The 20,094-nt window shown below is 69.3% G+C and carries 18 protein-coding genes and 2 pseudogenes; 9 read left to right on the top strand and 11 right to left on the bottom strand.

Translation table 11 applies throughout. The annotated features are described in order from the left end of the window. Positions 1-151 precede the first annotated feature (151 nt). Complete coding sequence (locus ACGFNV_RS44115) at positions 152-1,624, top strand: amidase (protein WP_393631034.1); 1,473 nt, start codon at positions 152-154, stop codon at positions 1,622-1,624. A 460-nt stretch (positions 1,625-2,084) separates the two neighbouring features. On the opposite strand, the gene lpdA is transcribed toward ACGFNV_RS44115, so the two are convergent. Together lpdA and ACGFNV_RS44105 are read right to left on the bottom strand one after the other, a co-directional pair. Then, positions 2,085-3,497, bottom strand: coding sequence for a dihydrolipoyl dehydrogenase (lpdA, locus tag ACGFNV_RS44110; protein WP_393631033.1), 1,413 nt, complete (start codon positions 3,495-3,497; stop codon positions 2,085-2,087). A gap of 212 nt (positions 3,498-3,709) precedes the next feature. Beyond that, a complete protein-coding gene (locus ACGFNV_RS44105) occupies positions 3,710-4,888 on the bottom strand; it encodes a saccharopine dehydrogenase NADP-binding domain-containing protein (RefSeq protein WP_393631031.1) in 1,179 nt (392 codons plus the stop codon). Positions 4,889-4,939: 51 nt separating this feature from the next. On the opposite strand from ACGFNV_RS44105, the gene ACGFNV_RS44100 reads away from it, so the two are divergent. After that, complete coding sequence (locus ACGFNV_RS44100; protein ID WP_393631063.1) at positions 4,940-5,107, top strand: CGNR zinc finger domain-containing protein; 168 nt, start codon at positions 4,940-4,942, stop codon at positions 5,105-5,107. A 33-nt stretch (positions 5,108-5,140) separates the two neighbouring features. On the opposite strand, the gene ACGFNV_RS44095 is transcribed toward ACGFNV_RS44100, so the two are convergent. Beyond that, positions 5,141-5,650 (bottom strand): winged helix-turn-helix transcriptional regulator, encoded by a 510-nt coding sequence (locus tag ACGFNV_RS44095; protein ID WP_393631029.1) that lies wholly within the window; start codon positions 5,648-5,650, stop codon positions 5,141-5,143. Positions 5,651-5,810: 160 nt separating this feature from the next. Here ACGFNV_RS44095 and ACGFNV_RS44090 point away from each other — a divergent pair, with 160 nt between their 5' ends. After that, positions 5,811-6,824: an NADP-dependent oxidoreductase gene (locus tag ACGFNV_RS44090; protein ID WP_393631027.1), complete on the top strand. Its 1,014-nt coding sequence runs from the start codon at positions 5,811-5,813 to the stop codon at positions 6,822-6,824. A 481-nt stretch (positions 6,825-7,305) separates the two neighbouring features. Here the strand turns inward: ACGFNV_RS44090 and ACGFNV_RS44085 are convergent, their stop codons facing one another. Next, entirely contained in the window at positions 7,306-8,316 is a 1,011-nt protein-coding gene (locus ACGFNV_RS44085; protein ID WP_393631025.1) for an enoyl-CoA hydratase/isomerase family protein, read from the bottom strand. A 107-nt stretch (positions 8,317-8,423) separates the two neighbouring features. On the opposite strand from ACGFNV_RS44085, the gene ACGFNV_RS44080 reads away from it, so the two are divergent. From ACGFNV_RS44080 to ACGFNV_RS44070, 3 genes are all read left to right on the top strand, one after another. Continuing rightward, positions 8,424-8,795, top strand: coding sequence for a LysR substrate-binding domain-containing protein (locus ACGFNV_RS44080; RefSeq protein ID WP_393631023.1), 372 nt, complete (start codon positions 8,424-8,426; stop codon positions 8,793-8,795). Between the two features lie 101 nt (positions 8,796-8,896). Further along, the gene (locus tag ACGFNV_RS44075; RefSeq protein ID WP_393631022.1) at positions 8,897-9,808 is read left to right on the top strand and encodes an alpha/beta hydrolase; all 912 of its coding nucleotides are present in this window, start codon (positions 8,897-8,899) and stop codon (positions 9,806-9,808) included. Positions 9,809-9,988: 180 nt separating this feature from the next. After that, complete coding sequence (locus ACGFNV_RS44070; RefSeq protein ID WP_393631021.1) at positions 9,989-11,878, top strand: AMP-binding protein; 1,890 nt, start codon at positions 9,989-9,991, stop codon at positions 11,876-11,878. Positions 11,879-11,960: 82 nt separating this feature from the next. Here ACGFNV_RS44070 and ACGFNV_RS44065 read toward each other — a convergent pair. Beyond that, positions 11,961-12,068, bottom strand: a pseudogene (locus ACGFNV_RS44065) (aromatic compound degradation protein PaaI); the annotation flags it as partial. On the opposite strand from ACGFNV_RS44065, the pseudogene ACGFNV_RS44060 reads away from it, so the two are divergent. Next, positions 12,066-12,417, top strand: a pseudogene (locus ACGFNV_RS44060) (alpha/beta hydrolase); the annotation flags it as partial. The pseudogenes ACGFNV_RS44065 and ACGFNV_RS44060 sit on opposite strands and share 3 nt — an antisense overlap. 208 nt (positions 12,418-12,625) lie before the next feature. Here ACGFNV_RS44060 and ACGFNV_RS44055 read toward each other — a convergent pair. From ACGFNV_RS44055 to ACGFNV_RS44045, 3 genes are all read right to left on the bottom strand, one after another. Further along, positions 12,626-13,318, bottom strand: coding sequence for a TetR/AcrR family transcriptional regulator (locus ACGFNV_RS44055; protein WP_393631019.1), 693 nt, complete (start codon positions 13,316-13,318; stop codon positions 12,626-12,628). Between the two features lie 40 nt (positions 13,319-13,358). Beyond that, complete coding sequence (locus tag ACGFNV_RS44050) at positions 13,359-14,114, bottom strand: SDR family oxidoreductase (RefSeq protein WP_393631017.1); 756 nt, start codon at positions 14,112-14,114, stop codon at positions 13,359-13,361. Positions 14,115-14,515: 401 nt separating this feature from the next. Beyond that, the gene (locus ACGFNV_RS44045; RefSeq protein WP_393631016.1) at positions 14,516-15,343 is read right to left on the bottom strand and encodes an SDR family oxidoreductase; all 828 of its coding nucleotides are present in this window, start codon (positions 15,341-15,343) and stop codon (positions 14,516-14,518) included. A gap of 63 nt (positions 15,344-15,406) precedes the next feature. Between ACGFNV_RS44045 and ACGFNV_RS44040 the strand changes: the two genes are divergently transcribed. Continuing rightward, positions 15,407-16,633, top strand: coding sequence for an acyl-CoA dehydrogenase family protein (locus ACGFNV_RS44040; RefSeq protein WP_393631014.1), 1,227 nt, complete (start codon positions 15,407-15,409; stop codon positions 16,631-16,633). A gap of 140 nt (positions 16,634-16,773) precedes the next feature. Then, positions 16,774-17,268 carry a MarR family winged helix-turn-helix transcriptional regulator gene (locus tag ACGFNV_RS44035; RefSeq protein ID WP_393631012.1) on the top strand — a complete coding sequence of 165 codons (495 nt, stop codon included), beginning with the start codon at positions 16,774-16,776 and terminating at the stop codon, positions 17,266-17,268. Between the two features lie 555 nt (positions 17,269-17,823). Here the strand turns inward: ACGFNV_RS44035 and ACGFNV_RS44030 are convergent. The 3 genes from ACGFNV_RS44030 to ACGFNV_RS44020 all read right to left on the bottom strand — a co-directional run bounded on the left by ACGFNV_RS44030 (position 17,824) and on the right by ACGFNV_RS44020 (position 20,028). Next, positions 17,824-18,885 carry an LLM class flavin-dependent oxidoreductase gene (locus ACGFNV_RS44030; protein WP_393631010.1) on the bottom strand — a complete coding sequence of 354 codons (1,062 nt, stop codon included), beginning with the start codon at positions 18,883-18,885 and terminating at the stop codon, positions 17,824-17,826. Further along, positions 18,885-19,418, bottom strand: a complete 534-nt coding sequence (locus tag ACGFNV_RS44025) for an SRPBCC family protein (protein ID WP_319675984.1) — start codon at positions 19,416-19,418, stop codon at positions 18,885-18,887. Before ACGFNV_RS44025 ends, ACGFNV_RS44030 begins: the two co-directional genes overlap by 1 nt. A gap of 112 nt (positions 19,419-19,530) precedes the next feature. Then, positions 19,531-20,028, bottom strand: coding sequence for a winged helix-turn-helix transcriptional regulator (locus tag ACGFNV_RS44020; RefSeq protein WP_393631008.1), 498 nt, complete (start codon positions 20,026-20,028; stop codon positions 19,531-19,533). Between the last annotated feature and the right edge of the window lie 66 nt (positions 20,029-20,094).

The raw sequence follows: 20,094 nt of genomic DNA, 5'->3' as shown, positions 1-20,094 counted from the left end.
TGTCCGCTCCGGGTCGTGTGCTCGTGCCGCGCCACAGGATCCCCTCCGCAAGGCCATTGCTGTACACCCGTCCCCAGCCTATGGTCTGCCAAATATAATATTACGACCACCATTCCACTCGGCGCCGTCAGTGTCAGAGATGAGGCATGCCGTGAGCGACGTCCCCTTCCAGTCCGCCATGCAGCAGTCACGCGCACTGGCCGCGGGTGAGATCTCAAGCCGGGAACTCGTCGAGATCTATCTCGAGCGGATCGCCGTCCACAACACCGCACTGAACGCGGTGGTGACCCTGGACCCTGAGCGTGCCCGCCGCGAGGCGGGGGAAGCCGACGCCGCGCGGGCGGCGGGGCAGGACCTCGGGCCGCTGCACGGCGTGCCGATCACGGTCAAGGACAGCTACGAGACCGCAGGCATGCGCACCGTCTGCGGGCGCATGGATCTGAAGGACTACGTGCCCGACCAGGACGCCGAAGCGGTCAAGCGGCTGCGCGCGGCCGGCGCAGTGATCATGGGCAAGAGCAACATGCCTCCGGGCAACCAGGACGTCCAGGCCGACAACCCGGTGTTCGGCCCCTCATCAAACCCGTGGGACCGAACCCGCACCTCGGGCGGATCCGCCGGAGGCGGCGCCGTCGCCACCGCCGCAGGCCTCACCACGTTCGACTTCGGCTCGGAAATCGGTGGATCGACCAGGATCCCGGCCCACTTCAACGGCCTGTACGGCCACAAGTCGACCTGGCGGTCGATCCCCCTCATCGGACATGTTCCCTACGGCCCGGGCGCTGGACGATGGACGGAAGCCGACATGGCCTGCGGTGGCGCCCAGGTCCGAGACGCCCGTGATCTCGTCCCGATCCTGCGGGCGACGGTCGGGCCGGCCGACTACGACGGTGGTTTCAGCTACACGCTCGCACCGCCGCGCGCGAGAAGGCTCGCCGACTTCCGGGTCGCCGTCTGGAGCGAGGATCCCTCGTGTCCGGTCGACAGCGACATCATGGAGGCCATGGACGACGCGGTCACCGTGCTACGCAGGGCCGGTGCAAAGATCACCGTCCAACCCGCGAGCCTCCCCGTCGACATCGCGACGAATCACCACAAGGCCTTTTCGCCCCTGCTCTTCGGCGCGGGCGACCGCACCGGCCTCGCCCCTGCCCCCAGTGCCGCGACCCTGGCCCGGTTCGTCCAGCACCCGCGGGGCGACGCCCGACCCGCCCTGCGCGGAACCTTCCAGTCCCACTTCCACTGGCTGCAGGCCCACATGGTGCGCAACGAGATCCGGCAGCGCTGGTTCGAGTTCTTCCAGGACTTCGACATCGTGCTCATGCCGGTCACGCCGACGGCTGCCCCCGCTCATCACAACAAACTGATCGACTGGTTCGGGCGGCCCTTCGAGGTCGACGGTGTACGACGCCCTTACTGGGACCAGGTCAAGTGGAGCGCCGTCGCCAACGTCTCCGGAGGGCCGGCAACGACCATCCCCGTGCGCAAGAGCAGAAGCGGACTGCCCATCGGGCTGCAGGCCATGGGCCCGAGCGGAGGCGATCTCACCATCATCGAATTCGCCGCGCTGCTCGGCCGGGAAGTAGACGGGTTCGTGCCGCCTTGGGCCCTCGTCCAGATCTGACCGCCCAACCCGGGGAACCAGGAAAACGACGCACACCACCCGACCCGCACGTGTCACGGCTGCCGCCGGATTCCGCCTGCCACTTCTCCAGAGCACACCGCGACCTCGTCAGCGACGACCGCATCGCACACGACGTCTTCGGCGCCGCAGCCAACCGGATCGCGACCCAGCCAAGGTCGTGGCCAGGTCGTAGATCTCGTACAGGGCGATCCTGCCGGGCCCTCCTGTTCGGGGAAGCCCGGATACCCGCCTGCTTGTGGTCACGCTGGGGGCGACACTGACGGCCCGCGTTCCTGTAGACGCCTGAACCAAGGACATCTCGGCGTTGAGCTTCTCGAAGGCCTCCGAGAACCCCGCCCCGGATCGCCCCGCACCAAAGGATCAGGGCCCTCGGAAGCTCGAGGGCGCGAAGCCGTCCGAGCACCCACGGGCCCTGTTGCCGCGTGACGAGCACATCCCGCTACATGTTGATCATGTGGCCGGCGAGGCCGTGGACGGCTTCCTTGACCGCTTCACCGAGGGTGGGGTGGGCATGGACGTTGCGGGCGACCTCGTGGACCGTGAGGTCCCACTGCTGGGCCAGGGTCAGCTCGGGCAGGAGTTCGGTGACGTCGGGTCCGATGAGGTGACCGCCGAGGAGCTCGCCGTACTTGGCGTCGCTGATCAGCTTCACGAACCCGCTCGCGTCGCCCAGGCCATGGGCCTTGGCGTTCGCGGTGAACGGGAACTTGGCGACCTGGACGTCGAAGCCCTTCTCCCGTGCCTGCGCCTCGGTGTAGCCGAAGCTGGCGATCTGCGGCTGGCAGAAGGTGGATCGCGGGATCATCACGTAGTCCAGCTCCATGGTCTCCGCGTCCGCGATCGTCTCGGCGGCGACCACTCCCATCGCCTCGGCGGCGTGCGCGAGCATCAGCTTCGCGGTGACGTCGCCGATGGCGTAGATGTGCGGAACCGAGGTGCGGCAACGGCCGTCGACATCGATCGCGCCGCGCTCGGTGAGGCGCACGCCGGTGTTCTCCAGGCCGTAGCCGGTGACGTTCGGCGCGAAGCCGATCGCCTGCAACACCTTGTCCGCCTCCAGGACCTGCTGCGCGCCGTCCTTGCCGGTGACCGTGACCCGGACCTGCGCGTCCGAGTCGTCGATCGACTCGACACGCGTCGAGGTCAGCACCTGGATCCCCAACTTCCGGTAGTGCTTGGCGAGTTCAGCGGAGACCTCGACGTCCTCCAGCGGGGCGATCCGGTCCAGGAACTCCACGATCGTGACCTGCACACCGTAGTTGTGCAGGACATACGCGAACTCGACGCCGATCGCGCCGGCACCGGCGATCACGATCGACTGTGGCAGGTCCTCGGCGAGGATCTGCTCCTCGAACGTCACCACGCGCGCCGTGCGGCGGGTGCCGGGCAGCAGCTTGGGGCTCGCCCCGGCGGCGATGATGCAGTGATCGAAGCCGATGGTGCGGGTGTTGCCGTCGAAGTCGGCCACCTGGAGCGTGTGCGGGTCGAGGAAGGTGCCGCGACCGCTGATCTCTGTGATCTTGTTCTTCTTCATCAGGTAGTGGACGCCCTTGACCCGGCCGTCCGCGACCTTCCGGCTGCGGCGGAATGCCTCCCCGTAGTCGAAGGAGACCTCACCCTCGACCTTGATGCCGAAGGTCTTCGCCTCGCGCGTGAAGAGGTGCGCGAGCTCGGCGTTGCGCAGCAGGGCCTTGGTGGGGATACAGCCCACGTTCAGGCAGACGCCGCCCCAGTACTTCTCCTCGACGACCGCGACGCTCTTGCCCAGTTGGGCGGCCCGGATGGCGGCTACGTATCCGCCGGGGCCCGCGCCGAGTACGACGACGTCGAAGCGCTCACCCTGCTCGTCCATGGACGGCTTCCTTTCCGCTGGGACGGCCCGCCCCCGCGAAGGGCGGACGCACTCCCGATCGAACGATCTGTTCATCAACACGCCGGCGGCGGCATCCGCCACCTCCCGCAGCGGGGAAACGGTGGAGGCGACCGTATGGTCCGCCATCTCGGCAGCGGCTTCCCGACGTCAGCTTCAGCGTCGCGGCGCGGTGATCTATGCCCGCTCAGTCCTCATCGACGGCGGGCCGACGCCCCGTCGGCTTCGTGTACTCCGGCCTCGGCGGCACCGAGCCTGAGAGTGTCGAGGCCGAAGGCGGCGACCGGGCCGTGCGCACCGGGCTTGAGGACGGCATCCGGTTGAGCCGCGCGGGCGGCGCCCCATGCCAGGAGGGATCCCGTCATCTCGTACGGGTCGGGTCCGGTGAGCGCCGTGGTGGCCAGGGGGCGGCCGTGGCCGTCACGAGCGACTGCGATCACCAGGGAACGGCCGTCGGGATCCGGCTCGCGCTGCGAGCCCGGGAGCCGCTCGGAGCACCGTTCCAGGGCGGCCCGCACCTTCGCCGAGCGCAGCAGGGGTGCCTGGAGTGTGGCGGCTATCTGCACCGGGCGCGTCCACCGTCCGAGCCACCCGAGGCCCACCTCGACGCTCTCCAACTGGGGGAAGGCCTCCGGCAGTCCGAGATGCTCCGTGCCCGGGACGGTCATGGCCGCACGTTTCACACCGCCGTAATGGAAGGTACGCACCCGCTTGCCGACGCGCTCGTCGACCACACGGGCGGTGGCCCAGGGACGCGGGCTGCGGTAGGCGAACCCGTCCTCGGCCGCCGCAGCGACCAGCGTCTGACGTGTGCCTCCCGTGGTCAGGGTGTACGCGTCCCGCAGGGTGCTCCGGTAGAGCAGCTCGTCGCCCTGCCCGCCACGGGTGATGAAGTAGCCGGCCTCCACGTGGCGTGCCCGCTCGCCCGCCCGCGTCAGGGCGAGCGCGCCGGCGAGGTTGCCCGGCACGTAGTCGTAGCCGAACGCGGGCACAAGGGTCGCTCCCCGGACGGACGCGACGGCGTCCAGCTCAAGGAGGACGCGGCGGGCGAAGGTCCCCTCCCCCGTCGAGTCGAAGTAGTGGGCCCCCGCCCGCGCGGCAGCCGTGACCGCGGCCATGCCGAGCCGCATGAACGGGCCGATCGTGGAGACGACGACATCGCTGGGCTCCAGGAGGCGCGTGAGGTCGGCCGTCGAGGTGACGTCGACCTCGGCCACCGGCAGGTCCGCCTCGAAGCGGTCGGCCAGGGCCAGCATCCTGGTCCGGCTCCGCCCGACCAAGGTCGGCTTCTCCCCTCGTGCGAGCAGTTCCTGGAGCACGCGCTGCCCGGTGTACCCCGTCGCACCCAGCAACACGATCCTGCGCTTTTCCACGGCTCCGCCTGCCTTCCGGAAGGGCACTGTCACGACTACTGACCCTTAGTCATCCGGCGGGTACGCGTCTGCGGCGCGGACGAATGCGCCCTGCGCTTCGTTGACCGCTCCCCCGCCCGCAACCGCCGCTGGTGCTCCATGTCCCGCTGCGGCAACCGCACAAAGGTCCGCCTCCACCAGGCCCGGGCCAGACGGAGTGAGCACACCCCGGCAGACTGAGCCCCAAGAGCTCCTGGCACCACCGCGGTCAGGTCACTCGGCGGACCTCAGACGAAAGGCGGGGCCGGGGACGCTCTCGATGTCTTCCGGCTGTACGGCGTGGCCCCGGTCGCAGCGGATCTGGGCGTCGACGTGCGCGCCGCATCCACGGTGTCTGGACAGCATGGCCGGGCCCTCCGGGTCGGCGCGGTAGCGGTCGCCCCACTGCAGGAGCCCCATCACGGCCGGGACCAGATCCACACCCTTGGGGGTGATCACGTACTTCGGCCGGCTCCGCGAGCCCGGCTCCTTGTAGGTCTCGGTGGCCAGGATCCCTTCCTCCACGAGCATCTTGAGCCGCGCCGCGAGGAGGTTGCGGGGACAGCCGAGGACGCGTTCGAACTCGCTGAAACGGGACGAGCCGTAATAGACCTCGCGCAGGATCAGGATCGTCCACTTCTCGCCCACTACCTCAAGGGTCCGGGCGATCGAGCAGTTCGACGCGTCCCGGTCGAGCCGGGGGTCCACGCCGGCGTCCTGCAGAGCTTCGGTCGTCGCATCCATGGACTGATTCTAACCTCATCTGAGTTTACTTTTCCATACTCAGCAAGTAGCGTCATGGTCGGCACATCAACCCGGCCGCACACGAGAAACGGGCGCGCAGGGGGACCTGCCGGAAGAATCGCATCAACCACCCGGACACCCACACAGGAAGGCCGCCGGCATGAAGGCGTTCGTCGTCGAGAAGTACGGCAAGGACGGCGTCCGCGCCGCAGAGGTACCCGAGCCCACAGTCGGAGACCGCGACGTCCTGGTCAAAGTGAGCGCCGCCGGCATCAACCCGCTGGACAGGATGGTCCGCAACGGGGAGTTCAAGCAGCTCCTGAAGTACAAGCGCCCGTTCGTGCTCGGCCACGACGTGGCCGGCGTGGTGACCCGGGTCGGCTCCGCCGTACGCGGCATCGAAGTCGGCGACGAGGTCTACGCCCGTCCGCGCGACCTGCGGGTAGGCGGCTTCGCGGAGTTCATCGCGATCGACGTGGACGATGTCGCGTCCAAGCCGGCCTCTCTCTCCCTGGAGGAGGCGGCCGCGGTGCCGCTGGTGGCCCTGACCGCCTGGCAGATCCTCGTCGAGCGCGCGCACGTGAAGCCGGGGCAGAAAGTGCTCGTCCACGCCGGAGCCGGCGGCCTCGGGTCGACGGTCATCCAGCTCGCCAAGCACCTCGGCGCCACGGTGGCGACGACCGCGAACACCAGGTCCGAGGAGTTGGTCAGGAGCCTCGGCGCCGACGTCGTCGTCGACTACACCAAGGAAGACTTCTCCAAGGTGCTCTCGGGCTACGACCTGGTGCTGGACTCCGTGGGCGGGGCGAACCTCGAGAAGTCGCTGACCGTACTGAAGCCCGGCGGCCTGGCCATCAGTGTCGTCGGCCCGCCCGACGCCGCCTTCGCCAAGCAGCTCGGCGCCCCCGCCTTCCTGGGCCTGGTCATGAGCACCCTCAGCCGCAAGATCCGCAAGCAGGCCAGGGCGCTGGGCGTGCGCTACGAGTTCCTCTTCATGCAGGCCAACGGCTCCCAGCTGCGCAAACTCGGCGCCCTCTACGACAGCGGGAAACTCCGCCCGGTCATCGACAGCACCTTCCCCTTCGACCAGACGCTCGAGGCGATGGCATATGTCGAGCAGGGCCGCACCAAGGCCGGCAAGGTCGTGGTCTCCATGGTTTCCGGCAACCGCTGAGACGCGGCCGGCAACAGCCCCTCCGTTCCGGCACGGTCATCAGAGGACGACCCCGTTGGCGGTCCACATCGCAACTATGTCGCGGAGAGCTGCAGTTGCAGGGGTTCGGGTCATTCGGCACGCCGTATGCCCGCGGCGCAGCGCGGCGCGCGGCTTGAGATGCCCGCGCGAAGTGTGCCCTGCCGCCCCAAATCCCGGTAGATCGTTCCTCGCCACTACTCGGTCCAGAACGCGCGCAACCGCGACAACGGTGGCACGCTGTCGCCGTGGTCGATGAGATCCGGCTCTGTACGGACGCGGTGAGACCGCTCCCATCAGCGGCAAACCGGCTGTCATGGACAGTATGGCTGCCGCATGGCTCCCGGCCCGGTCGAACATCTGCCGCGGCAGTCTGCGAGGCCATACGTTCCCGTTTCGTTGACGCGCGGCCCTTCTGCCCCTCCCCTCGCGCAAGGCGATGTCCTGCTCACGGCGGACGTGTTCAGGACGGCAGCGTCCGTCCGCCGAGCGACGTACGTTGCCAGGTGGGAGTGCGGTCCTTGTCGACCAGGGCGGCCCGGACGCCCTCCAGGAAGTCCGGCGTGCGGATGGTCGTGCGCGTGAGGGCGAGTTCGGCCTCCAGGCACTCGCGCAACGTGCGCTGTCTGCCTCGGGCCAGCAGGGCGTGGGTGATCTCCAGGCTCTGCGGCGAGGCGGACTCCAGGGCGCCCAACGCGGCTGCCGCCCAAGGGGTGTCGAGGTGACGCAGGCGTTTGTCGATCTCGCCGAGGGTCGACGCGCCGAAAGCCCAGTCCACGTCCCCGCGAACCTCCGCCAGCCTGCTCTCCGCCACCGGGGAACGGCCGGCGAGACGGTTCAGGACGGCGTCCACCGGCTCATCGGGGCTGTCGGCCAGGGCGTCCCCCGCCGTGTCCAGCAGGTCCGCGGGAACGAAATGCGTGGCCAGCCCCGTGTACAGGGCGTCGGCCGCGTCGATCCTCTGCCCGGTCAGTCCCAGGTACATGCCGATCGCGCCGGGCAGCCTCGGCAGGAAGTAGCTGGCCCCGATGTCCGGGAAGAACCCGATCCCGGTCTCGGGCATCGCCAGCACCGCGCGTTCGGTGACGACACGGAAGCCACCGTGGACCGACAGCCCCAGACCGCCGCCCATGCACAGGCCGTCGATGAGCGACACGACCGGCACGGAATACTCGGCGATCCGGGCGTTGAGCCGGTACTCGGAGGCGAAGAACCGCTCACTGGCCTCGGCATCGCCGGCGAGGCTGTGCTCGCGGATCGTGCGGATGTCCCCACCGGCGCAGAACGCCTTCGTGCTGGTACTGGCGAGCACCACGGCGGACAGCGGTGCGTGCTCCCATGAGGCGAGCGCACGGTCGATGGCGGAGACCATGTCTGTGGTCAGGGCGTTGAGCGCCCTGGGCCGGTTCAGCAGGATGCGGCCGACGCCCCGGTGGATGTCGGCGAGAATCTCGGCCGCAGCGGTATCAGGCATGGCTGGTCATCTCGTCCCCGCGGACCTGGCTGTCGTGGCCATCACGTTCCTTGACTCGCTGTCGGCGCCGCGGGCTTGAGGGGTAGGCACCAGGCACCTCAAGATCCTTGCACAAGGCGCGGAGCGGCTCGACGAGCTTACCGGCGGCCACGGCGGGGCTGCGGCACCGCCTTCACCCCCCGGCCCTGGGACGCGTTCGCCGCCGGTACCCCAGGCTCCAGGTCGAACTCATCACCGCGACACGGCAGCTCGCCCTGCGCCCGTCCGATTTCGATCCTGCTCTCGTCATCGGCGTTCCCTCCAGCAGCCGCCTTGTGACCGAGCACCTCACCGACTGCACGACCTCGCACTGGATCAGAGCGGACCACGTCTCACCCCCGGCCTCCAGGGCCCGGGGCGATGGTCTCCCCGGTCGAGATGGGGCCCATCTCCGATGCCCTGAAGGGCTTCCTCGCATCCATGAGGCTGATATCATCTGAGTTTACTTTTCTATACTCAGCCAGTAGCGTCATGACCGGCACATCGACCCGACTGCCGCAGGGGAACCCGGCACGGCACCCGTCCGAGAAGGAGCACCACCATGGGAGTAAGCCCACAGGCACACGAGTTCGCGGAGTTCCTCGCGAGCGTGAGCGCGAAGTCGGCGACACCCGGCCTCGATCTGGCCGTCATCCGCGACATCGTCGACTCGAACCACAAGGCGTCGAGCGAGCCGGAAGGCGTCACCTACGCCGAAGTGGACGCGGGCGGCGTCCCCGCCCTGTGGGCCATCCCCGAGGGCGCCGATCCCGACCGGGCGCTGCTCCACTTCCACTTCGGCGGATCCGTCACCGCCTCCATGCACTCCGACCGCAAGGCCGCCGGCCACATCGCGAAGGCGGCCGGCGCCCGCTCGCTGGTCGTGGACTTCCGCCTGGCGCCCGAACACCCCTACCCCGCTCAGCTCGACGACGCCGAGACCGCCTACCGGTGGCTGCTCTCGCAGGGCTACCAGCCCCAGAACATCGGCAGCACCGGCCACTCGATCGGCGGCACCCTGGCGGTGATGCTGCCGCTGCGCCTGCTCGCCAACGGCGAGACCACGCCCGGCGCGATCGTCAGCGTCTCCCCCTGGACCGACCTCACGCTCCAGAACCCGGCAGTGGACGCCAACGAGACGAACGACAAGATGCTCAGCCGGAGCACGCTGGAGCTCTTCCGGGGCGCCTGGCTGCAGGACCCCGCCGTGGACTTCACATCCCCCGAGATCAGCCTCGTGAATGCCGACCTGACCGGCCTGCCGCCCACGCTCGTCCACTACGGCGAGTACGAGACCCTCGCCGACGACGGTGCGCAGCTCGGCCGCCGCCTCGCGGACTTCAAGGTGACTTCCGAGGTCCACGCGATACCCGAGGGGCAGCACTCGTTCGTCCTGGGCGCGGGGCGCGTACCCGAGGTGGACCAGGCCATCGGGCAGATGGGCCAGTGGCTCCGCAAGCACCTCGGCGCGTGAGCGAAAGCCGCGCCTGACGTCAGGTCTGCCCGCCAGGCCGCCGCACCACCGCGATGCCGGTGACCGGCCCACCGGTCAGCGGCATCCTGCTCGACCACGCCGGGCGCCATGCGGTACGTGTGTCCGACACCGTTCCGCACGCAACCACACCACCGTCCCGATGCCACAAAGGAGTGCGCGATGGGAACGTACGAGGATGTCTTCCGCGCCAGTACCGAGGACCCGGAGAGCTTCTGGCTGAAGGCGGCGGAAGGCATCGACTGGGATGTCGCTCCGCACCGCGCCCTGGACTCCTCGGGCGCGCCCTTCTACCGCTGGTTTCCCGACGGACGGCTCAACGTCTGTTTCAACGCGCTCGACCGGCACGTCGAGGCCGGCCGGGGTGAACAGCCCGCGCTCGTCTACGACTCCCCCGTGACCGACATCCGGCGCACCTACACCTACGCGCAGTTGAGAGACGAGGTGGCGGCCTTCGCCGGAGCTCTGGCGGGGCTCGGCGTGGGGCACGGCGACCGGGTGGTGATCTACATGCCGATGGTCCCCGAGGCTGTCGTCGCGATGCTGGCCTGTGCACGGATCGGCGCAGTGCACTCGGTCGTCTTCGGCGGGTTCGCCCCGCGCGAACTCGCCCTGCGCATCGACGACGCGGCCCCCAAGGTCGTGGTCTCCGCCTCCTGCGGCATCGAGGGCAAGCGGGTCATCGCGTACAAGCCCCTGCTCGACCAGGCGATCGAACTCGCGGCCCACAAGCCAAAGAAGAGCGTGATCCTGCAACGCCCGCAGGAGCGGGCCGAGTTGGGGCCCGACGATCTCGACTGGGCCGACGCGGTCGCGGCCGCAACGCCGGCCGGCTGCCTTCCCGTCGCCGCCACCGATCCCCTCTACATCCTCTACACGTCCGGAACGACCGGAAAACCCAAGGGAGTCGTGCGTGACTGCGGCGGCTACGCGGTCGCGCTCCAGTGGTCGATGGGCGCCGTCTACGATGTGGGCCCCGGCGAGACCATGTTCACCGGCTCCGACGTCGGCTGGGTCGTCGGGCACTCCTACATCGTCTACGGGCCCCTGCTGGCCGGAGCCACCACGGTCCTTTACGAGGGCAAGCCGGTCGGCACCCCGGACGCGGGCCAGTTCTGGCGCGTGGCCGCCGACCACCGGGTCAAGACCATGTTCACGGCGCCCACCGCATTCCGGGCCATCCGCAAGGAGGACCCGAAGGGAACGCTCACTGCGGATCACGACCTGAGCGGCCTGCGCCACCTGTTCCTCGCCGGCGAGCGCCTAGACCCCGAGACCTACCACTGGGCGAGCGCGCTCCTGGGCATTCCGGTGATCGACCACTGGTGGCAGACCGAGACCGGCTGGCCCATCGTCGCCAACCCGGTCGGCATCGAAGCCGCTCCCCTCAAGCCCGGGTCCCCCACCCGCCCGCTGCCGGGCTGGGACGTCCGCGTCCTCGATGCCTCGGGCGAGCCGGTACCGGCGGGCGTCGACGGCGCGATCGTGGTGAAGCTCCCCCTGCCGCCCGGCGCGCTCCCCACCCTCTGGAACGACGACGACCGCTTCGTCGCCTCCTACCTCTCCGCCCACGACGGCTACTACCTCACCGGCGACAGCGGCCACATCGACGACGACGGCTACGTCTTCGTCATGGGCCGCACCGACGACGTCATCAACGTCGCCGGACACCGGCTGTCCACCGGCAGCATGGAAGAGGCCCTGGCCGCCCACCCCGACGTCGCCGAATGCGCCGTCATCGGCGTCGCCGACGAACTCAAGGGACAGATCCCGCGCGGCTTCGTCGTCCTCAAGACAGGCAGCGACCGAGAACCGGGCGAGGTCGAGGCCGAACTCGTCCAGCTCGTACGCGAGCGCATCGGCGCCGTCGCCTCCCTCAAGGACGTCACGGTCGTGGCCGCCCTGCCAAAGACCCGCTCGGGAAAGATCCTGCGCAAGACCATGCGCGGCATCGCCGACGGCCACGACGAACCCATCCCCTCCACCGTCGACGACCCCGGCGTCATCGAAACCCTGCGCCCTGTCCTCCGCCGCGCCGATCGCACCCCGTGAACGGCTGCCCCAGGACGTGAGCCACGGGGAGCACGTTCCACACCGACGGACGTCGGTGCCGATCACCTCGCACGCGCTGGACAGTTTGACGACTCTGGCTGACAACCGTGCCGATCGCCCGCACCGTGCCCGTGTCCACGGTGATCCGCCGCAGGAACTTCACCGTCACGTCCAGCGAGGTGTACGCCACGCGATGGCGGGTCTCGGCGTGTGGGACCGCACGGCCAACGAGACCGGGTGGACCGCGTTGCTCGGCGAGCGGCGGGGCGGCCCGGGACGTCTCCCCGTACGCCGCCCCGGCCCGCGCGGAGGATCTGTCCGGGCTGCCCCCGGCCTTCCTCGACGTCGGCTCGGCCGAGACGTTCCGCGACGAGGTCGTCACCTACGCCACCCGCCTGTGGCAGGCCGGCGGAGTCGCCGAGCTCCACGTATGGCCCGGCGGCTTCCACGGCTTTGACGGCCTCGTCCCCCAGGCAACCCTCTCCCAGGCCTGCCAGACGGCCCCGATGGAGTGGCTGCGCCGACTGCTCGCGGAGTAACGGGGCAGGCTGGAGCCCGAGGGGCACGCGGCCGACGGACTCGACGGTGCGGAGTGCCGACCCGGCTCGGCCGACTGCCGCTGTTGGTTGCTGGAATGACCGGTCGCGCTCGCCCGTGTTCGTTGCCGGTCGAGTCACCCCTACCCGCGCCTGTCATGGCAGGGATGACGTCTTGGCGTTGTGGCAGCGTGAACAAGTGGTCCGAGGGTCAGGATCCGGTGCCGTAGCGGCTGAGCATGAGGGCGACGGCTTCGTCCACGATCGCGGCGTCGGTGGGATTGGGCGGGACGAAGTCGGTCCGTACGAGTTGGGGCCACAGGAACTGGCTGCAGATCATGCCGAGGAACTGTTCGGCGACTTCGGCCGCCGACTGTGGCTGTCCGTCGGCCGAACGGAAGTCGAGTGTGCCGGCCTGCGCCTCGGCGTCCAGGTAGTCGCGGAGCCGGTCGAAGAAGGGTCCGCGATCGATGGCGAAGCCGGTGCCGACGATGTCGGCGAGTTCCGGCATCTGGGGCAGCTCGGTGATGATGAGGCGGCACAGCGCCGCCGTGCCCGGCCGCGCGACCAGGCAGGCGTAGTCACGTCCGATGTGGTCCAGACCGTACCGGGGATCACCGGGCGGGGGCGGTTCGGCATACTCCACATCCAGCTGCCACTGCTCGGCGGTGACGGCCGCGAACAGCGCAGCCTTGGAGGGGTACCGCTTGAAGAGGGTGCCGGTGGAGACGCGGGCCTCCTTGGCGATCTGAGCCAGGGAGGTCTTGTCGTATCCCCGGGCGAGGAAGAGGTCGCGGGCGGCGCGGATAATACGCGCACGGTTCTCCGCTTTGATCTGCGCGTGATACCCGGCCTGGCACGCATCGCCACCGCTTTCCGCTCGGTCACGGTCCGCCACCGACATACCCACGCCCCTCGCCCGTCTCCCGGCCGCGTCCCCGCTGTCAGAGGACGGTCTGGCCGCCGTCCAGGATAAGGTCCTGGCCCACCGCGAAGGCGGAGGCATCGGAGGCCAGGTACACGACGGCCTCCGCGACCTCCCCGGGCATACCCATGCGACCCAGCGGGATGCCGGCGCTGATCCCCTCCAGCACCGCCGCCTGCTGCGCGGGGTCCTCGATCCCGAGCTTGGAGTACAGCGGGGTGTCCACCGGGCCGGGGCTGACCGCGTTGAACCGGATGCCGTGCGACCTGAGCAGGTCCGCGTTCCACGACCGCATCAGGGAGCCAAGAGCCGCCTTCGTCGCGGCGTAGGCGTTCGAGTTCCCGTAGCCGCCGTGCGCGCTGCTGGAGGCGTTGAGGACGACCGAGGACGGGTTGGCCAGCACGGGCACCAGGGCTTGTGTGAGGAAGAAGACGCTCTTGACGTTGATGTCGAAGAGCCGGTCGTAGCTGTCCTCCGTGTGGTCCTCGAACGGCCGCCAGTCCGAGACCCCGGCGTTCAGGAACGCCACGTCCAGCTCCCCGAAGTGCTCACGCACCTGCTTGGCCAGGCCGCGCTGCGCGTCGAGATCGCGGGCATCGGCCTGAACGACCGGCACCTTGCCCCCGAGGATCTGCCGCGCCCTGTCGATGCTGGCCGGGGTGACGCCCGTGACCAGCACGTCGGCCCCCTCCGCGATAAAACGCTGCGCGGTCTCCAGACCGATCCCGCTCGTGCCGCCGGTGATGAGGGCGCGCTTGCCCGCAAGACGATTCATGTTCCCTGTTCCTCGCCGAGAAGTAAGGTAAGTCGATGGACTCACCATCGGAAGGTAGCCCCCGCACCACCCTTGAGGCAAGTCGATCCACTTACCATCGGTGGCCGGGGGTGGTTCTGCTGAGCCGGGAAGGTGGCGAGCGAGCGGGCCACTTCCGGCGACCGACGCTCCTGAGATCCACGCCGCGGGACGCTGTTTGAGCGCCCCGCCGGTATGCCCAGAGCCCTATGAGCGCCGCAGGATTTGTGCGGGGCCGCCCGGGTTGGGAAGACCACCATCTCCCGACTCCTCACCGACGGCCGCGACATGGCATTCGAGTTGCGCACGCCTTGCGCACCGGCGGCACGGATCGTCGCTGCGCGAGCGGGGTGGGGCCCGCCCCGCCTCGAAACCGAGCGGGATCAGGCAGCGTCGACGAATATGTCGAGCGCGAGATCACCCTCGAATCCGGCAGGGCTGTAGACGGACAGGTCGGTGACGCCTTCGTCGAGCAGGACCTCGTCGTCGATGAACAGGTTGGCGGTGCACTTGCGCGCGTCGCGCGCGAGGACGGCGTACGCGGCGTCAGCCATGATCTGCGGACTACGGGCCTGCCCGGCGCCGCCGACCACGTTGCGTACGGCGGCGGTGTCGATCAGGGTTCGCGGCCACAGCGAGTTGGCGGCGATGCCGTCGGCGGCGAGTTCCTCGGCGAGCCCGATGGTGCACAGACTCATCCCGTACTTCGAGAGCGTGTAACCGAGATGCCTGCCCACCCAGTGCGGCGCGAGGTTCAACGGCGGCGAGAGCGTGAGGATGTGCGGGTTGTCCGCCGCGCGCAGGTGCGGGATCGCGGCCCTGCTCAGCAGGAACGTGCCACGCGTGTTGATGTCCTGCATCAGGTCGTACCGCTTCATCTCCAGCTGCTCCGACGAAGACAGGTCGATCGCGCCGGCGTTGTTCACCACGATGTCGATGCCACCGAAGGCACTGACCGCAGCGTTGACGGCGGTGCGAACGTCGTCCTCGTTGCGGACGTCACCGACGACGGCCAGCCCCTTGCCCCCCGTGCGCTCGACCTCCTCGACCGCGGTGTGGACCGTGCCTTCGAGCTTCGGGTGCGGTACGGCGGTCTTGGCGAGCATCACCACGTTCGCGCCGTCGCGGGCCGCGCGCAGGGCGATGGCGAGTCCGATGCCGCGGCTGCCTCCCGACATCAGGACGGTCTTGCCGGCCAGCGTTCGTGTCATGGTCGAGCCTCCACAATCGATTGGTTAACTAATCATACGTGGCGCGAATGATACGGTCCGCGTATGACTTCCACTCCCGCACGCCAGAGCGACCGGCTCTACCACGAGCTCCTCGCCCCCGAAGAGACCCAGTCCGTACGCGCCGCCGTGCGCCGGATCGCGGAGCAAGAAGTGGCTCCGCGCGCCGCGGCGATCGCGAACGGCGACGAGCGCACCGACGGCTTCCCCCGGCAGGTGTTCGACGCGCTCGCATCGGCAGGGGTCTTCCGGATCCCCCTCCCCGGCGAGGTCGGCGGCGACGGTCTGACCCACCCGGCGACCGCCACCGCCGCGGCGATCGAAGAACTCGCCTACTACTCCAGCAGCGTCGCGGCCGTCTTCGACGTGCACTGCATCCTGGCGGGCAACGCCCTGCGGCAGGGCACCGAGGAGCAGCAGCAGCGCTGGCTGCCCAAGGTCGCAAAGGGCTCGGTGGTCGGCGCGTTCGCCACCACCGAGCCGGACGCCTCCAGCGACCTGTCTCCGCAGGCCGTTCGGACCGAGGCCGTACGCACCGAGACCGGGTGGGTGCTGAACGGCCACAAGCGGTGGATCTCCAACTCGCCCGTGGCCGCCTTCGTGGTGGTTCTCGCCCGCACCGGCGAGCGGCTGAGCATGTTCATCGTCAACACAACGCTTCCGGGCGTTCACGTCGGCCTCGCCGACCGCAAGATGGGCAACCGCGGCCAGCTCACCGCAGACATCCGCTTCACGGACGTACACCTGTCCGACGACGACCTCCTCGGCGGCGCCGAGGGACACGGACTGCGCCACGCACTGTCCACACTGACCTACGGCCGGATCGGCATCGCGGCCGCCGGGGTCGGCATGGCACAGGCCGCCTTCGACCACACCGTGGCCCACCTGTCGACGCGACACGCCTTCGGCAGGCCGGTGGCCGCCAACCAGCACTGGCAGTTCCTGCTCGCCGAGCGGGCCACCGAGATCGACAACGCCCGCACCCTCGTCACCAAGGCCGCCCTGCGCCTGGACGCCGGCAACCCGTCCCCGGAACCCGAGGCCGCGATGGCGAAGTACTACGCCACCAAGCTGTCGGTGGACATGGCGCGCGACGCCGTCCAGGCTTTCGGAGGCCTCGGCTTCGCCCGCGAACTGGGCGCCGACGGAAGCCCTGGCCCCGTCGAGGCGGTCTACCGGGACAGCAAGATAGGCGAGATATACGAGGGCACCAACGAGATCCAGAAGTGGGTCATCGCCCGGCAGATCTTCGGCCGGACCATCGTCGGCTGACGGCCGCGGCACAGCCGATGCCCTGCCCGGCGAGCCCCGCTTCCCGCGCACCGGGCTCGCTGCCCCGGTCCGGCCGCCCCAGGCCTTCTCGTACGATGGATCCAGACGATACGCAGGGCTAACCATAGGCGGGATAAACGATGTCCGAGGCTCCGCTGGTACCGGGGACAGTGGCCGAACACACCATCTGCCTGCTGGTCAAACTCGGACAGGTGGCCTTCAGGATCGCCGAAGACGGCATCAGCGGAACCGGCCTGCGCGTGCGCCACTACAGCGTCCTGCAGGCCCTGGCAGACAACGGCGCCATGCCGCAACTGGCGCTCGGCTCGTTCCTGCGCATCGACCCGGCGACGATGGTGACGAGTCTGGACGACCTGGAGCGGGCCGGATACGCCGAGCGGACACGCGATCCGCAGGACCGACGTCGGTACGCCGTCGACATCACCGACGCCGGGCGCAAGGTCCTGGCCGACCTCAACCGCACACTCGTCGGTCTCGACAGCGAAATCCTCGCCGACCTGGGCACCACTGAACGGCACTCGCTTCACGCCCTGTTGAGCAGCCTCGCCGAGAGTCCCGCTCTCACCGCCATGTTTGATGCCGTCCGCGAGCAGAGCGGCGCGAAGAGGGCTTAACCGCAGGAGGAGATTTCCACAGTCCGGGGCGACACGCCTCGGCCGCGATGGCCGGGCCGCAGGGGCAGTCAGCCGCCCCCGCCGCCGATTCGAGGCCGCTCGCCTTCGCGGTCGGCGGCGGCTGCGAGGTGGTCTGCCCGCTTACAGGTCGTCACGACGATGACGAGTTCACAGTCACGATGGTCGGCCTCATCTCCGGGATGCCTGGCCGGCGTCAGCAAGGGCATCGACCGACAACTCGGCGAAGGGAACGCCCACAGACCGGTGCCATATCCGCCGGGCCCGCGCCGAGCACGACGACGCCGTGCACTCACCGTGTACGTCCATGGACGGTTCCTATCAACCGCGTGATCGGCCACCTCGGCGGTGGCCTGGTACATCCCCGTCAGCGCCCCGTTGCCACGGCGTACGCCCAGGACGGTCATCGCCGATCGCGGACCCCGTCGACTTCGCGTACTCCGGCCTCGGCGGCACCGAGCCTGAGGGGCTCAAGGCGCGGGTCTGGCGGACGGCGTCGGCGTATGGCGCCCCGCCTCGGGCCGCGATGGCCTGTCGTCAGCGTGCCGCCTCGTCCTCGATGTCGCGGACCAGGTCGATGGCCCGGCCCAGGGTGGCGAGTCGGGCGTCGAGGGTCTGACCGGCGGGATAGAAACGGACGGTGTCGACACCGGCGTCGCGCCACACGCGCAGCCGCTCGCGCACCATGTCCTCGGTGCCGATCAGCGTGGTCGCCAGCACCATCTCGTCGGTGATCAGGCCGGCCGCGCCGTCCCGGTCCCCGGCCTGCCAGCGGGTCCGTACCTCGGCCGCGGCCTCGGCCCAACCCTGGCGGCTGTAGGCGTTGTTGTAGAAGTTCGTGGTCGCAGATCCCATGCCGCCGAGGCTGAAGGCGAGTTCCTTCTTGCGTCCGGCCACCATCGCGCGCAGCGCGTCCTCGTCGTCCGCGAAGGCGACCTCGGCGCCCTGGCAGATGTCGAGGTCGGCGCGTGTACGGCCGGCGTTGGCCAGGCCGCGGTCCAGGTGGTCGAAGTACGCCTCCTTGGCGCCTTCGGGTACGAAACTGGTGCCCAGCCAGCCGTCGGCGATCTCACCGGTCAGGTGCAGCATCTTCGGCGAGAGGGTGGCCAGGTAGACGGGGATGTCGTGCTCGGCACGCGTGGACAGGCGCATGGGCTTGCCCTCCCCGCCCGGCAGCGGGATCTGGAATTCACGCCCGGAGTGGGAGACTTTCTCCCCCGAGACGGCCTGTCGCACGATCTCGACGGTCTCGCGCATCCGGGACAGCGGCCGGTCGAACGGCACGCCGTGCAGCCCTTCGATCACCTGCGGTCCGGAGGGGCCCAGCCCGAGGAGGAAGCGCCCCTGGGAGATCTGCGACAGCGTGATCGCGGCTCGGGCGATGGCCATCGGCGTGCGGGTGCCGAGCTGGATGATTCCCGAGCCGAGAAGCATGCGCTCGGTCTTCGCGGCGAGATAGCCCAACGGCGAGGGCGCCTCGGAGCCCCACGCCTCCGCCACCCAGCAGATGTCGAGACCGAGCCTCTCCGCCTCGGTGACATAGTCGACGATCTCCCGCCAGTCGCCCCCGGAGGCTTCGATCGTGGTGGAGGTACGCATCAGACATCCGCCTCGTCCGCGGTCTGGGCGCTCTCGGCCAGCTTCTTGAACCCTTCGAGGGTGACGGTCATGTTGGCCTCGAACTCCCGCATGCGCACGAAGACGATCTTCTGCTCCTTCTCCGGCATGCGTTCGATGGCGAAGGAGAGACCCGAGGGGGCCGGCCCCATCTGCATCCATTCCCGCAGCAGCGTGCCCCCGTCCTGCGGCTCCAGGGTGAACCGCCAGATCGCCGTCGGGTGCTGCGGATCCTCGACCGCCCAGGCGAGCCTCCTCGGCGGCTCGTACTCGACGATGTGGGACGTGGTGGCCCACTCCCCGAACGCTTCATGCTTGCTCCGGCCGACGAACCGGGCTCCCAGAGCAGGGCCGCTCCCGCCGTCCAGCCATTCCACCGACTGCAGCTCGGAACTCATGCGCGGCATCAGCTCGATGTCGGACACCAGCGTCCACACCTGAGCCGGCGCTGCGGCGATCCAGGTGTGCACCTCGACCGTCGGCTTGTCCGCATAGCGTGCGCCCGTCCACTCCATGACCTCGCAGCCTCCCTGCCCGCCAAGAACTCCCGCATGAGCTCCTGACCGGTAAAGTTGCGTAGATAGACTCACTTGTCAAGGGTGACGCGGCTTCCAGAGCGCTGCCCGATCAGCCCGCGAATCGCTCCTGCACATCCGGCCGTTCGGCCAAGTGCGGTGGGTAGCCGGGGCCCATCCGGGGGTGGGTGTTGTCCGCCGTCATGGGCTCGCCGCAGGCGGCGCACACCACCTCGGCATGAGTGTCCTGCCCGCACTCCTCGTGGCGCATCGTCACCGGCGGGCCCGCTTCACCGGACAGCCAGCGATCCCCCCACCGGTTCATCACCAGCAGCACGCCGAAGAAGTCGCGCCCCTTCTCGGTGAGCACGTAGTCATAGCGGAACGGCTCCGTCTGATACGGCCGCTTCTCCAGCAGCCCCTCCTCCACCAACCGGTGCAGCCGGTCCGCCAGCGTGTTGCGGGCGATCCCCAGCGACTCCTGGAACGCGTCGAACCGCCGGATCCCGTAGAACGCCTCACGCAGCACCAGCGGCGTCCACCAGTCTCCGAGCAGGTCCATGGTCCGCGCGATCGAGCAGGGCCACTGTGCAAAGGATGTCCGCCTCATGACGGCCAGCATAGGTTCGTCCAGTCATGAGACCTAGCAGGTGGACCGAGCAGTGGCGGGTGTGCC

The sequence above is a fragment of the Streptomyces sp. NPDC048751 genome, assembly GCF_043198595.1.
Taxonomy (GTDB): Bacteria; Actinomycetota; Actinomycetes; order Streptomycetales; family Streptomycetaceae; genus Streptomyces.
This window is presented reverse-complemented; position numbering and strand designations above follow the sequence as displayed.

Excerpts from the sequence above, each read along its gene's own strand:
- lpdA (WP_393631033.1), bottom strand. The coding sequence starts at position 3,497 with ATGGACGAGCAGGGTGAGCGCTTCGACGTCGTCGTACTCGGCGCGGGC.
- ACGFNV_RS44095 (WP_393631029.1), bottom strand. The coding sequence starts at position 5,650 with ATGGATGCGACGACCGAAGCTCTGCAGGACGCCGGCGTGGACCCCCGG.
- ACGFNV_RS44090 (WP_393631027.1), top strand. The coding sequence starts at position 5,811 with ATGAAGGCGTTCGTCGTCGAGAAGTACGGCAAGGACGGCGTCCGCGCC.
- ACGFNV_RS44085 (WP_393631025.1), bottom strand. The coding sequence starts at position 8,316 with ATGCCTGATACCGCTGCGGCCGAGATTCTCGCCGACATCCACCGGGGC.
- ACGFNV_RS44075 (WP_393631022.1), top strand. The coding sequence starts at position 8,897 with ATGGGAGTAAGCCCACAGGCACACGAGTTCGCGGAGTTCCTCGCGAGC.
- ACGFNV_RS44070 (WP_393631021.1), top strand. The coding sequence starts at position 9,989 with ATGGGAACGTACGAGGATGTCTTCCGCGCCAGTACCGAGGACCCGGAG.
- ACGFNV_RS44055 (WP_393631019.1), bottom strand. The coding sequence starts at position 13,318 with ATGTCGGTGGCGGACCGTGACCGAGCGGAAAGCGGTGGCGATGCGTGC.
- ACGFNV_RS44050 (WP_393631017.1), bottom strand. The coding sequence starts at position 14,114 with ATGAATCGTCTTGCGGGCAAGCGCGCCCTCATCACCGGCGGCACGAGC.
- ACGFNV_RS44045 (WP_393631016.1), bottom strand. The coding sequence starts at position 15,343 with ATGACACGAACGCTGGCCGGCAAGACCGTCCTGATGTCGGGAGGCAGC.
- ACGFNV_RS44040 (WP_393631014.1), top strand. The coding sequence starts at position 15,407 with ATGACTTCCACTCCCGCACGCCAGAGCGACCGGCTCTACCACGAGCTC.
- ACGFNV_RS44035 (WP_393631012.1), top strand. The coding sequence starts at position 16,774 with ATGTCCGAGGCTCCGCTGGTACCGGGGACAGTGGCCGAACACACCATC.
- ACGFNV_RS44030 (WP_393631010.1), bottom strand. The coding sequence starts at position 18,885 with ATGCGTACCTCCACCACGATCGAAGCCTCCGGGGGCGACTGGCGGGAG.
- ACGFNV_RS44025 (WP_319675984.1), bottom strand. The coding sequence starts at position 19,418 with ATGGAGTGGACGGGCGCACGCTATGCGGACAAGCCGACGGTCGAGGTG.
- ACGFNV_RS44020 (WP_393631008.1), bottom strand. The coding sequence starts at position 20,028 with ATGAGGCGGACATCCTTTGCACAGTGGCCCTGCTCGATCGCGCGGACC.